The sequence below is a fragment of the Geopseudomonas sagittaria genome (assembly GCF_900115715.1).
Taxonomy (GTDB): Bacteria; Pseudomonadota; Gammaproteobacteria; order Pseudomonadales; family Pseudomonadaceae; genus Geopseudomonas; species Geopseudomonas sagittaria.
Genome location: NZ_FOXM01000002.1, coordinates 268,669 through 281,400, shown reverse-complemented (window position 1 = coordinate 281,400; position 12,732 = coordinate 268,669). Strand labels below are relative to the sequence as shown.

Here is a 12,732-nt window from a genome sequence, read left to right as displayed (position 1 = left end):
CACGATGCCTGCAAGTGCCCTGCCCTCTACGCTCGAATGCGATGTCCTGGTCATCGGCTCCGGCGCCGCCGGTCTGTCGGCCGCGGTGACCGCCGCCTGGCACGGCCAGCAGGTGGTACTGGTGGAGAAGGACCCCGTGTTCGGCGGCGCCACCGCCTGGTCGGGCGGCTGGATGTGGGTGCCGTGCAACCCGCTGGCGCGCCGCGCCGGGATCGTCGAGGACCCGGAGCTGCCGCGCACCTACCTGAAGCACGAGCTGGGCGACAAGTACGACGCCGCGCGCATCGACGCCTTCCTCGCGGCCGCACCGCGCATGGTCGAGTTCTTCGAGCGACACACCGCCCTGCAGTTCGCCGACGGCAACCAGATCGCCGACATCCACGGCGACAGCCCCGGCGCCGGCACCGGCGGCCGCTCGGTGATCGCCGCGCCCTACGACGGCCGCGAGGTCGGCGAGCTGATCCACCGCCTGCGCAAGACCATGCGCGAGACCTCGTTCGTGGGCATGCCGATCATGGCCGGCAAGGACCTGGCCGCGTTCATGAACGTCACCCGCTCGCCGGCGGCGTTCGTCTACGCCGGCAAGCGCTTCGGCCGCCACCTGGTCGATCTGGCCCGCCACGGCCGCGCCATGCAGCTGGTCAACGGCGTGGCGCTGGTCGCCCGCCTGGCCAAGTCGGCCGCGGATCTGGGCGTGCAACTGATCGAGTCGGCACCGGCCCGGCGCCTGCTGCTGGAGGACGGCGCGGTGCACGGCGCGATGGTGGCGACAGTCAGCGGCGAGCTGAGCATCCACGCGCGCAAGGCGGTGGTGCTGGCCGCCGGCGGCTTCCCCAACGACATCGAGCGGCGCAAGGCGCTGTTTCCGCGCACGCCCACCGGCCACGAACACCTGGCCCTGCCGCCGCTGGGCGCCTCGGGTGACGGCTTGCGCCTCGGGGAGTCGGCCGGCGGCCAGGTGGCTACCGACCTGGTCTCGCCGGTGGCCTGGGCGCCGGTATCGCTGGTCATGCACAAGGACGGCAGCAGCGGGCACTTCCCGCACATCATCGAGCGCGGCAAGCCGGGGATCATCGGCGTGCTGGCCGACGGCAGGCGCTTCGTCAATGAGGCCAACGGCTACTACGACTACACCGCAGCGATGGTCGCCGCGGTGCCGCCGGAGCAGGAGGTCGCCTCCTGGCTAGTCTGCGACCACCGCTTCCAGCGCCGCTACGGCCTGGGCATCTCGCGCCCGGCGCCGGTGCCGCTCGGCCCCTGGCTGCGCAACGGCTACCTGAAGACTGGCAAGACCATCGAGGAACTGGCGCGCGCCTGCGGCATCGACCCGGCCGGCCTCGCCGCCACCGTCGCCGACTACAACCGCCATGCGCGTAACGGCGAGGACCCGGCGTTCGGCCGCGGCTCCACCCCCTACAACCGCAAGCAGGGCGACGCCAGCCAGCAGCCCAACCCATGTGTGGCGCCCATCGAGCACGGGCCGTTCTATGCGGTGAAGGTGCAGCCCGGCTGCTTCGGCACCTTCGCCGGGCTGAAGACCAACGCTCACGCCCAGGTGCTGGATGGCGAGGGCCAGCCGATCGCCGGCCTGTACGCCGCCGGCACCGACATGGCCAGCATCATGGGCGGCCACTACCCGGCCGGCGGCATCAACCTCGGCCCGGCGGTGACCTTCGGCTACATCGCCGGCCGGCACATCGCCGGGGCCAGCGCCTGGGAGTGACGGCCCGGGCGCCAGGGCAAGCGCCTTATGACGCCTCCCGCTCCCCCGCCGGATAAGGCCACAGCACGCAGGCGACATCGGCCAGGACCTGGCCCCTGGCGAGGATTTCCTGCTCCGACCAGGCCTCGGCATCATGCAGGTCGCGGCTCAGGTTCTGCGTGCTGCACTTGAGCAGCTCCGCCTTCTTCACTTCCCACGGCGAGCGGGACAGCGTCGGGTTCAGGCTGCCGGCGACCAGCGTCAGGTTGCCCAGGGTGTGCTTGAGGCGGTCGCGCTGTTCGGTGAAGGCCTGCTTGCCTTGCGGGTTCTTGTGCAGGGCTTTCGGCACCGGCCAGTGCTCGTCCCACTTCTGCGGCAGGATGTGCTCGATGGCCAGCGCGGACGACGGGTTGTCCGGCTCGCTTTCTGCGTTGCCGAGCGCGCCGTCCAGTGCTTCCAGCACGGCACGCACCCGGTACTGCGGCCACCACTGGTACAGCGGATGGTCGAGGATCGCCCGCTTGAGGTCGGCATCGGTCGGGAAGCGCGCGCCCTCGCCTTCGCTGGCCAGCAGGAACTGCTCGACCGCACGGACGGTGATGCTGCCCTGGTTCTCCAGATGACGGATCAGGTCGAGGAACGGGCGGTGGTAGTTCTTGCTGGTCAGCCCGCAGATCATGCGGCGGAACAGGAACGACTCGAGCACGTTGAGGATCGCTTCGAACTCGTCCTCCTGCTGCGGACGCAGATGCTGGCTGCACAGCAGCAGGAGCGGCTGGATGGTCGAGGTGTCGAGCGCGTCCAGGCGGTTGAGGAAGCGCGCCAGGTGCGAGCCCGGTTCAGGGCTTGCGAACTCGCGGAAGTGTTCGGCATAGCTGCTGAGCAGCGCCAGGTGCTCGCGGGCGCTGACGGCCTCGCCGATCAGGCACGAGCGCCAGTCGTCGGTGTACTGCACGTAGTGCTTGTACTCGTCGAAGATGTGCACGAAGCGCACGTCCCGGCGCATGGCAAGGGTCAGGAAATGGCGGATGAAGACGTCGATGCGCGGCCGGCTCTCGCGGCCCTGGCGGATTTCCTCGCGCCAGAACTCGCCGTCGAATTGCGCCCAGTGCGTCCGATACAGCTCGTCGATATCGTCGCCCTCGCTCTGGGCGCGGCGGAACAGCAGGTTCTTGATCAGGTCGGCCGGCAGCAGCTGGGTGCCGCGGGCGTTGAGGGTCTCGAAGATCACCTGAGCCTCGTCGTGCTCGCCGAGCTCGATCACCACGCACTGCAGGCCCTTCTGCGCCACCGCCCAGAGCGCCTCGAGGCGATCCTCCGGATCCAGGTAGGGCCGCTCCGCGACCGGCTGCTGCAGCCAGGCACCGAGCTGCTCGTGGAAGTACAGGTAGGCGCCGACGATGCCCTGCTCGCGGTCGACGGCCTCGCCCTCCTCCTGCAACTGCGCCAGCAGCGCCTGCGGGCTGCCGGCCTGATGCACCTGGGCGTACGCCTTGCGATCGAAGTTGGTCGGCAGCAGCTTGTAGACCTCCTCCGGGTTGTCGACCATCGCCGCCCGGTTGGAAACCAGCGACTCGAAGCGCTCGAAGTAGCGCTTGCTGTCCAGGCTGCGGCACAGATCGCGCACGGCGATCAGCAGCAGCTGCAGGGTGGTGAAGCGCTGCTGGCCATCGATGACCTGCCTGAGCTGCACCCAGCCGGTGGCGTTGAACACCTGCTCGAGCACCACCGCGCCGAGGAAGTGCGGGCGCAGCATGTGGCCGCCCAGCGCCTGGTCGAGCAGACGCTCGAAGTCATCCCACAGCGGCTGCCAGTTACCCTCGCGCCGCCACACGTAGGGGCGCTGGAACAGCGGGATCTGGTAGCACACGGTGGGCTCGAAGATGCGCATCAGGGGACGGCTGTTGGCTTCCATGACCTGGTTCCTGCAGAGAGATTCGAGAATCGACTGGCCCGGATCATACACATCATTAATTGGCCTGCATCACCCCTGCGCTCGTCGGGCACGACGACCCGGCCGATGAACGGCGTGTCGACCCGGTCGGCATGGCGCCACCCCACTGGTCGTGTCGCAAGGCGCTCGATGATGCCCGGCTAGACGCGCTCGTCCGGGATGGCGAGCTCAGCGCAACGCCCAGCCCCCGGCATCGGCCGCTGCAAGCGGCGGGCCGGAGGCACGCGGAAGCGGACGAACGGACGTGCCTGCGAAAGCAGGGCCACCCCATTCTGCTAGCGTTACCGCTAATGGAACTCTTGCAGGGTCACTGGACGGCCCATGCCAAGCACGGTGCCCTGCATCTAAAACTCATGATGGATCCCGATTCCTGATTCTGGGAGGCATCCCATGAAGACATTGAATAGCCGATCGATACTGTTGAGCTGTTGTGCCGTTGCCATGATCTCGGCCGTGTCCGTCACGTCCGTGGTCATCGCGCAAACCGAAACTCCACCGCCGCTGATGGTGATGAAAGGGGTCAAGGAGGTGAAGACCCCCGAGTTCAAGCAATATCAATACGGGATGCCCTTGGACATTTCCAAGGTGGTCAAGGTCGAGTACTTCATTCCCGACCAGGCAAAGACCTTCTGCGGAGTCATTCCCGCGGCCATGACCTACCAGGATTCCAAGGGGGACATGCAGGGACTCGTCTACCTGTATCCGGAGACTTCCGGCTGCACCCACTAGGACATGAAACGCACGGCTACGACCGGCGCAGCTTCGGCTGCACCGGTCGCTGATGCGTGATTAATGCAGCACGCCACGCCACCATCACTGTGGGCAGTCTTCCCCCTGACTGACCTCCTCCTCACAGCTGGAAGCCCAGCAACTGCAGCATCCCCTCGGCCGCATCGCGGATCAGCCCCGGCGGCGTCGCCACGTAGGTGCTTGCCGTCGTTCTTTCCTGCTCGAACCACGCGGCGAAGCGGCGCACGTCCGTGCTCTGGTGAAACGCCAGCATCAGCTCGTAGTTGAGGAACAGGCTGCGGCTGTCGAAATTGGCGGAGCCGCTCAGCGCCAGCACATCGTCGATCACCGCCAGCTTGCCGTGCATCATCGCCGGCGCCAGCCAGATGCGCCCGCCAGCCGCGGCCAGCGCGCGCAGCGAGCGGCCGCGGGCCAGGTCGGACAGCCGGTGATTGGAACGCGCCGGCAGCAGCAGATCGACCACCACCCCGCGGCGCGCGGCCAGGCACAGCGCCATCAACAGGGCCGACTCGGGAACGAAGTACGGCGTGGCCAGGGCGATGCGCTGGCGGGCCCGGTAGGCCGCGGTGACCAGCAGCGCATAGACCGTGTCGTCGGCCTGGTCCGGGCCGGAGGCGACCAGCTGCGCCCCGTCGGGCACGGGCGCGGCCGGGGGCAGCTCGGCTTGCGGGGCCTGCGCGGCGACGGGCGAGCGCGCCTTGGCGAAGGCCCAGTCGCGCTCGAACAGGGCGCTGGCCTGGCCGATCAATGGCCCGCGCAGGTCGAAGCTCAGGTCGCGCCACGGCGGCGAGTCGGGTCCACCGGCGAAGTATTCCGCGGCCAGGTTGCGCCCACCGCACCACAGGCGGCTGGTGGCCAGGCCCGCGTCGGCGATCAGCAGCTTGCGATGGTTGCGCAGATTGGTCGGCGAGCGCAGTGGGGCGTGCAGCGGCGGCGCGAACAGCGCCAGCTCCCCGCCGGCGGCGGTCAGACGGCGCAGGTTCGGGCGCCGGGCCATCAGGATGCCCATGCCGTCCAGCAACAGCCGCACGCGCACGCCTGCCCGGGCTTTCTGGCAGAGCCGGTCGAGCACCGCCTCGCCGAGGCTGTCGCGGCCGATCAGGAAGGTGCACAGATCGATGGAGACTTGCGCCGCGTCGATGGTGGCCAGCAAGGCGTCGCCCGCCTGGCGACCGCCCGCATGCACGTTCAGGTCGCCGTAGCGCGCCGGCGCGGGCTGGCCGAGCGCCATGATCGTGTCGACGGCCCAACCGTCGCCACCGCTCCCCCCCGGCGGAACGGGCGCTGTGCTCGAAGACGGGCGAGACAGCTTGCGGGTGCCGAACAGCAGGAAGGCCGGCAGCGCCAGATAGGGCAGCAGCAGGATGAACAGCATCCAGGCCAGCGCCGCCACGGGATGCCGGCGCTGGCGCATCACGTGCGAGTTGATGACGTAGACAAGCACGGTCACCACGGTGATCAGCCCATCCAGCGTCAGCCAGTGGATGAGGGACATGTCGGAGAGCATGGAGCACACCTCACGATGGCGCTCCCTGAAGTGTCGTCGGTCGTGGCGGAACCGCTAGCGCGAGCCCCGCCTGCGGCTCCGCGGCTCGACGGATCGACTGCTGGCGCCTACCAGTGCTTGACCAGCAGCTGGATGCCCGCCAGCAGCATGCCGGCGCGGGCGATGCGGTAGAACCACAGGTGGTTGACCTTGTCCTGCAGCCAGACCCCCGCCCACACGCCCAGCGGCACGAAGGGCGCCAGCATCAGGCTGATCAGCAGATTGTCGCTGGAGAACTGGCCGAGCATGCCGTAGGGCACCAGCTTGACCGCGTTGGTGAGCAGGAAGAACACGTTGATGGTGGCGATGTAGCGCACCTTGTCCAGCTGCTGCGGCAGCAGGTGCATCATGATCGGCGGGCCGCCGGCGTGGGCGACGAAGCTGGTGAAGCCGGCCAGCGAGGAAAACAGCGTGCCCGTGCCCTTGGCCGGCGGCATGCCCGGCGTCGCCTTGGGCGGGCGGATCAGGTTGGCCAGCACGAAGGCCACGGCGATGCCGCCGATCAGCAGGCCGATCACCCGCTCGTTGAGCATGCCGAAGGTCAGAGAGCCGATCAGCACGCCGATCAACGCGCCGGGCAGCATGATCTTCAGGTTGGCCACGTCCCACTTGCCGTAGTAGGCGCGCAGGCCGACCAGATCGGCCACGCAGAGGATCGGCAGCATCACCGCCGCCGCCTGGGTCGGCGCCATGCCCAGCGCCAGCAGCGGCACGGCGATGCCGCCCAGGGCGCCGCCGAAGCCGCCCTTGGACAGGCCGGTGAGCAACACCGCGGGCAGGCCGAGGAGGAGAAATTCGGTCAGCGACATCGTGACAGTTCCATTCGAGGCAGAGGATGGTGGGGGGCGCGGGCCTATTTCAGCAGAGAATCGCGCGCAGCGGCGCCGGCGCTGGCCGATAACCGCACACTGCGTGCTTCAATCCAGTACCGGCCTGAGCAGCGCCTGCGCCTCGTAGAGCGGCAGCAGGTAGCGCAGGCGCATCTCCTCCAAACTCAACCGCGAGGCGTGGGTGGTGATCGACAGGGTCGCCTGCAGCCGCCCGCCGCGGCCGTACAGCGGCACCGCCAGCACGCGCATGCCCACCTCGTATTCCTGATCGACCAGCGCGTAGCCCTGCGCGGCGATCTGCGCCAGCTCGGCGCGGATCGCCGCCTCGTCGGTGCGGGTATGCGGGGTGAGCTGGCGGCGCGGCACCCGCGCGAAGTAGTCGGCCAGCTCCGCCTCGGGCAGCTGCGCCAGCCACACCCGGCCGCTGGCGGTGCAGTACAGCGGCGCCCGCGAGCCGGGACGGATCGACAGCGAGGCGATGTGGCTGTAGCGGCTGCGCACCACGTGGACAATGTCGTCGCCGTCGCGCAGGCCCACGGCGACGTGCTCCTGGGTGGTGCGCGCCACCTGCTCGACCACCGGACGCAGCATGCGCGGCAGCTGCGCCGAGTCGACGTAGGCCTGGCCGATGCGCAGCGCCTTGGCGGTCAGCCAGTACTGGCGGCCGTCGCTCTCGGCGAAACCCTCGTGGACCAGGGTCAGCAGGAAGCGCCGCACCGCGCTGGGCGTCAGTCCCGACAGCCTGGCCGCCTGCGGCACGCTCAGGCGCGGCTGCTCCTCGCTGAACAGCTGCATCAGCGCCAGGCCCTTCTGCAACCCGGCGATCAGGTCGCGCGGGTGGATCTGCGCTTGGCTCATGGACACTCCTCGGGAATTTTCGCCAGTTAGCGCGATTATCGCAGTGTCGATGCGATTAACAACCGAAACGACCGATCAGCGCGTTGTTGGCCCGGCGAGCCCCTCGCAATACTCACCGCACAACAAGCACAACAGCTGGAGGTCAGCATGATCCGCGGTTCGACCGAACTGGTAGCCATCGTCGGCTCCCCCATCGCCCAGGTGAAGTCCCCGGAAAACTTCAACACCTGGTTCGCCCAGCACGGCAAGGACCTGGCGATGATCGCCATCGACCTTGAGCAGCAGGCGCTGGACGATTTCCTCGCCACCCTGCGCGGCTGGCGCAACCTGCGCGGCTGCGTGGTCACCGTGCCCTACAAGCAGGTGCTGGCCGAGCGGCTGGACGGCGTCAGCGCCCGCGCCGCGGCGCTGCGCTCGGTCAACGTGATCCGCCGCGAGGCCGACGGCCGCCTGCTCGGCGACAACGTCGACGGCGACGGCTTCCTCAACGCCGCCCGCCAGCACGGCTTCCAGGGCCACGGCCAGCGCGCCCTGGTGGTCGGCGCCGGTGGGGTGGGCAGCGCCATCGCCTGGGCGCTGGCCGAGGCCGGGGTCGCCGAGCTGACCCTCGCCGACGTCAGCGGCGAGCGCGCCGAAGGCCTGGCGGCGCTGCTGCGCGACGCCTTCCCGCGTCTGGCCGTGCACACCGACTTCCCGTCGCTGGCCGGCTTCGACCTGGTGGTCAACGCCTCGCCGGTGGGCATGGGCGGCAGCGGCGAACTGCCGCTGCCCCTCGCCCAGCTGCAGACCCTGCGCGCCGGCGCCCTGGTGGCGGACGTGGTGACCGCGCCGGAGATCACCCCGCTGCTCGAGGTCGCCCAGCGCATGGGCTGCACGGTGCAGACCGGCGCCGAGATGGCCTTCGCCCAGCTCGGCAACCTCGGCGCCTTCATGGGCGTCACCCCGCAGCAGATCTGAGCCAGCCAGGGAGCAACCCGTCATGACCTCCGCAATCCCCTCCTCCGTTACCCCGGCCAGCGCCGTCCACGAATACGACCTGGTGGTGCTCGGCAGCGGCGCGGCCGGCTTCGCCGCCGCCACCACCGCCGCCTGCCGCGGCCTGCGCGTGCTGATCGTCGAGAAGGCCAGCACCTTCGGCGGCACCTCGGCGATCTCCGGCGGCGCCGTGTGGATCCCCGGCAGCGACCAGGCGCGCGCCGCCGGCATTCAGGATTCGCCCGAGGCGGTGCGCACCTACCTGAAGAAGGCCATCGGCGCCGGCTACGACGCCGAACTGGTCGACGCCTTCATCGAACGCGGCAGCGAGGCGCTGCGCTACCTCGAACAGCACAGCGAGCTGGCCTACGCCCTGCGTCCGCTCTCCCCCGACTACTACCCGGACGAAGACGGCGCCACCGACCGCGGCCGCGCCCTGGAGATGGTCGAGTACGACGGCCGCCGCCTCGGCGAGCGCTTCAGGGACCTGAAGGTGCCGCCGCAGGGCATGCTGCTGTTCGGCGGGATGATGGTGAACCGCGTCGACATCCAGCACTTCCTCAACTTCCGCCGCTCGCCCAGGTCACTGTGGCACTGCCTCAAGCTGATGGCGCGCTACGGCCGCGACCGCCTCCGGCACCCGCGCGGCACCCGCCTGACCGTCGGCAACGCGCTGATCGCCCGGCTGGCCACCACCGCCTTCGCCAAGGGCGTCGAGCTGTGGCTGGACTGCCAGACCGAGAGCCTGATCGTCGAGGACGGCGCGGTGCGCGGCGTGCAGCTGCGCCGCAACGGGCGCAGCGAGCGGGTGCTGGCCCGCGGCGGGGTGGTATGCGCCACCGGCGGCTTCGGCGCCGGCACCCAGGCCGCGACCGAGCGCCCGCAGAGCGCGGCGGCGCACTGGAGCATGTCGCCGGAAACCAACACCGGCGACGGCCTGCGCCTCGGCGCGGCGGTCAACGCCGCCAGCGGCAAGGACCTGGCCGCCAACTTCTTCTGGGCGCCGGTGTCGGTGCTGCGCCGCCCGGACGGCAGCCTGGAGCGCTTCCCGCACCTGGTCACCGACCGCGCCAAGCCGGGGATCATCGCCGTCGACAAGAGCGGCCGGCGCTTCGTCAACGAGTCCAACTCCTACCACTGCTTCGTCGAGGCGATGTTCCAGGGCCACGCGCCCTGCTGGCTGATCGCCGACGCCGAGGCCCTCGGCAAGTACGGCATGGGCCTGGCCCGACCGAAGCCGGTCGACAACTCGGCGCTGCTTGAGGCCGGCTACCTGCACCGCGCCGACACCCCCGAAGCGCTGGCCCGCGCCATCGGCGTCGACCCGCAGGGCCTGCGCGCCACCCTCGAACTGCACAACAGCGATGCCCGCAACGGCGTCGACCGCCAGTTCGGCAAGGGCGGCAACAGCTACAACCGCCACCTCGGCGACCCGCACCAGCAGCCCAACCCCTGCCTGGCGCCGCTGGAGAAGGCGCCGTTCTACGCCATCCGCGTCGACACCGGCGATCTGGGCTCGGCGCGCGGCCTGCGCACCGACCGCCACGCCAACGTGGTCGACCTCGACGGCGTGCCCATCCCCGGCCTGTACGCCGCCGGCAACGACATGAACTCGATCATGGACGGCACCTACCCCGGTCCGGGCATCACCCTCGGCCCCGGCATCACCTTCGGCTACATCGCCGCGACCCATATCGCCGAGCACCTGTTGCCTGCAAAAGCCTGACTTTTCGACGGAGAATCCACCATGTACTACGAACTGCGCACCTACACCATCAAGCCGACCCGCCTCGCCGAGTGGCTGGCGCTGTACCAGAGCGACGCCCTGGCGGTGCAGACCGAGCACCTCGGCCGGCTGGTCGGCTTCTTCACCACCGAGTTCGGCGAGGCCAACCAGGTGGTGCACATCTGGGCCTACGAGAGCCTCGACGACCGCGCCGCGCGGCGCGCCAGCATGGCCGCCGACCCGCGCTGGGCGGCCTTCGCGCGCAAGAACCGCGAGCTGGACGCGGTGGAGCGCCTGGAGTCGCGGCTGATGCGGCCGACCGGTTTTTCGCCGCTGCAGTGAATCCGACAGGGCAACCCAGGGCAATCGGGCCATGTCTCGGGCTGGCAGCGAATCGCCCCCCTCTCCCGCTGGCGGGAGAGGGCTGGGGTGAGGGTGGATATGCCTCGGCCTCCAGCCCTCACCCCCGGCCCCTCTCCCGAACCGGGAGAGGGGAGAAAAGCAGCACGTCCGCTGGCCGGAAAGCCCGGATTACCCCCTGACTCCATACAGCCCGACTGTCCTGCCGGGCGGCGAAGTTCCGTTACCCCACGACAACAACAAGAGGCAGAACATGCAGACGCCCGACAGAATCGAATGCGACGTGCTGGTGATCGGCTCCGGGGCTTCCGGCCTGGCCGCCGCAGTGACCGCCGCGCACCACGGCCTCAAGGTGGTGGTCGCCGAGAAGGAGGCGCAGCTCGGCGGCACCAGCGCCTGGTCCGGCGGCTGGCTGTGGATTCCGCGCAATCCGCTGGCGGTCGCCGACGGCCAGCTTGAGGAGCCCGGCGCGCCCGAACGCTACCTGTGCGAGCAGCTCGGCCGCGATGCGCTGGACGAACGCCAGCGCGCCTTCCTCGCCCACGGCCCGGCGATGGTCGAGTTCTTCCAGCGCCACACCGCCGTGCAGTTCCAGTCCGGCAGCCGCATGCCGGACATGCACGCCGGCCCCGGTGCGATACTGGGCGGCCGCTCGCTGTGCGCCCAGCCGTTCGACGGCCGCCGGCTCGGCGAATGGATCGACAAACTGCGCCCGCCGCTGGACCTGATCAGCCTGGCCGGCATGGGCATCGCCGGCGGCACGGATCTGGCCCACTTCCTCGACGCCACCCGCTCGCCGCGCTCGGCGCTGTACGCCGCCGGACGCCTGCTGCGGCATTTTCGCGACCTGCTGCGCCACGGCCGCGGTATGCACCTGGTCAACGGCAACGCCCTGGTGGCGCGCCTGCTGCGCAGCGCGCTGGACCTCAAGGTCAGCCTGCTCAGCGAAGCGCCGGTACGCCGTCTGCTGCAGCGCGACGGCCGGGTGGTCGGCGCCCTGCTCGACCAGTCCGGCACGCCCACCGAGATCCGCGCCCGCCGCGGCGTGGTACTGGCCTGCGGCGGCTTCCCCCACGACCGCGCGCGCATCGCGCAGCTGTTCGCCCACGCGCCGGACGGCACCGGCCACCATTCGGCCGCGCCAGCCTGCAACAGCGGCGACGGCCTGCACCTGGGCGAGGCGGTCGGCGGACGGGTGGCCGACGACCTGGTCCACGCCGGCGCCTGGGCGCCGGTGTCGCTGGTGCCGAGGAAAGACGGTAGCACCGGCGCCTTCCCGCACCTGATGGAGCGCGCCAAGCCCGGCTTCATCGCCGTGCGCCACGATGGTCGGCGCTTCGTCAACGAGGCCGACTCCTACCACGCCTTCATGACCGCGCTGTTCGCCGCCACCCCGCCCGGCGAGGCAGCGGAGGCCTGGCTGATCGCCGACCGCCGCGCGCGCAACCGCTACGGCATCGGCGCGGTGCGGCCGTTCCCCTTCCTCGACCGGACCTGGCAGCGCAACGGCTACTTGAAACGAGGCGACAGCCTCGCCGAGCTGGCCAATCAGTGCGGCATCGACCCGCAGCAGCTCGCCGCCAGCGTGGCGCGTTTCAACCGCCACGCCGTCCGCGGCGAGGACCCGGATTTCCAGCGCGGCGCCTCGCCCTACAACCGCGCCCAGGGCGAGGCGCGGCATGTCCCCAACCCATCGCTGGGTGCCCTGGAGCAGGGTCCGTTCTACGCCGTGAAGCTGGTGCCCGGCAGCCTCGGCACCTTCGCCGGGCTGCGCACCGACGCCTGCGCGCGGGTGCTGAACGCCGGCGGCCAGCCGATCGCCGGGCTGTTCGCGGTGGGCAACGACATGGCCAGCGTGATGGACGGCCACTACCCCAGCGGCGGCATCACCCTCGGCCCGGGGATGACCTTCGGCTATCTGGCCGGACTGGCGCTGGCCGGTTTGCGGCCAGCGACGGACGCCAATAGACCTTCGGCTATAGCCAATCCCTGCTCAGGTTAAAATGTACTAACCGGTTAGGTTTTGTTCGA

At 70.0% G+C, this 12,732-nt stretch carries 9 protein-coding genes and 1 pseudogene; 6 read left to right on the top strand and 4 right to left on the bottom strand.

All coding sequences use genetic code 11. From position 1 onward, the window contains the following. The first annotated feature begins 4 nt into the window (after nucleotides 1-4). Nucleotides 5-1,723 carry an FAD-dependent oxidoreductase gene (locus BM297_RS03565; protein WP_092428350.1) on the top strand — a complete coding sequence of 573 codons (1,719 nt, stop codon included), beginning with the start codon at nucleotides 5-7 and terminating at the stop codon, nucleotides 1,721-1,723. 25 nt (nucleotides 1,724-1,748) lie between these two features. Here the strand turns inward: BM297_RS03565 and BM297_RS03560 are convergent, their stop codons facing one another. Further along, entirely contained in the window at nucleotides 1,749-3,617 is a 1,869-nt protein-coding gene (locus BM297_RS03560; protein ID WP_092428348.1) for a DUF262 domain-containing protein, read from the bottom strand. A 429-nt stretch (nucleotides 3,618-4,046) separates the two neighbouring features. Between BM297_RS03560 and BM297_RS03550 the strand changes: the two genes are divergently transcribed. Then, the gene (locus BM297_RS03550) at nucleotides 4,047-4,385 is read left to right on the top strand and encodes a DUF2790 domain-containing protein (RefSeq protein WP_245768194.1); all 339 of its coding nucleotides are present in this window, start codon (nucleotides 4,047-4,049) and stop codon (nucleotides 4,383-4,385) included. Nucleotides 4,386-4,506: 121 nt separating this feature from the next. Here the strand turns inward: BM297_RS03550 and BM297_RS03545 are convergent, their stop codons facing one another. From BM297_RS03545 to BM297_RS03535, 3 genes are all read right to left on the bottom strand, one after another. Then, nucleotides 4,507-5,913 (bottom strand): phospholipase D-like domain-containing protein, encoded by a 1,407-nt coding sequence (locus BM297_RS03545; protein ID WP_217648236.1) that lies wholly within the window; start codon nucleotides 5,911-5,913, stop codon nucleotides 4,507-4,509. Between the two features lie 107 nt (nucleotides 5,914-6,020). After that, entirely contained in the window at nucleotides 6,021-6,761 is a 741-nt protein-coding gene (locus tag BM297_RS03540) for a sulfite exporter TauE/SafE family protein (RefSeq protein ID WP_092428342.1), read from the bottom strand. A gap of 108 nt (nucleotides 6,762-6,869) precedes the next feature. Then, complete coding sequence (locus BM297_RS03535) at nucleotides 6,870-7,640, bottom strand: IclR family transcriptional regulator domain-containing protein (protein WP_092428340.1); 771 nt, start codon at nucleotides 7,638-7,640, stop codon at nucleotides 6,870-6,872. Nucleotides 7,641-7,787: 147 nt separating this feature from the next. On the opposite strand from BM297_RS03535, the gene BM297_RS03530 reads away from it, so the two are divergent. From BM297_RS03530 to BM297_RS03515, 4 genes and pseudogenes are all read left to right on the top strand, one after another. Further along, nucleotides 7,788-8,597 carry a shikimate dehydrogenase family protein gene (locus BM297_RS03530; protein WP_092428338.1) on the top strand — a complete coding sequence of 270 codons (810 nt, stop codon included), beginning with the start codon at nucleotides 7,788-7,790 and terminating at the stop codon, nucleotides 8,595-8,597. A gap of 22 nt (nucleotides 8,598-8,619) precedes the next feature. Then, nucleotides 8,620-10,375, top strand: a pseudogene (locus tag BM297_RS03525) (FAD-dependent oxidoreductase); the annotation flags it as partial. Beyond that, nucleotides 10,363-10,683: an NIPSNAP family protein gene (locus BM297_RS03520; RefSeq protein ID WP_092428334.1), complete on the top strand. Its 321-nt coding sequence runs from the start codon at nucleotides 10,363-10,365 to the stop codon at nucleotides 10,681-10,683. The pseudogene BM297_RS03525 and the gene BM297_RS03520, both read left to right, overlap by 13 nt. 271 nt (nucleotides 10,684-10,954) lie before the next feature. Further along, nucleotides 10,955-12,703 (top strand): FAD-dependent oxidoreductase, encoded by a 1,749-nt coding sequence (locus BM297_RS03515; RefSeq protein ID WP_092428332.1) that lies wholly within the window; start codon nucleotides 10,955-10,957, stop codon nucleotides 12,701-12,703. Nucleotides 12,704-12,732: the final 29 nt, after the last annotated feature.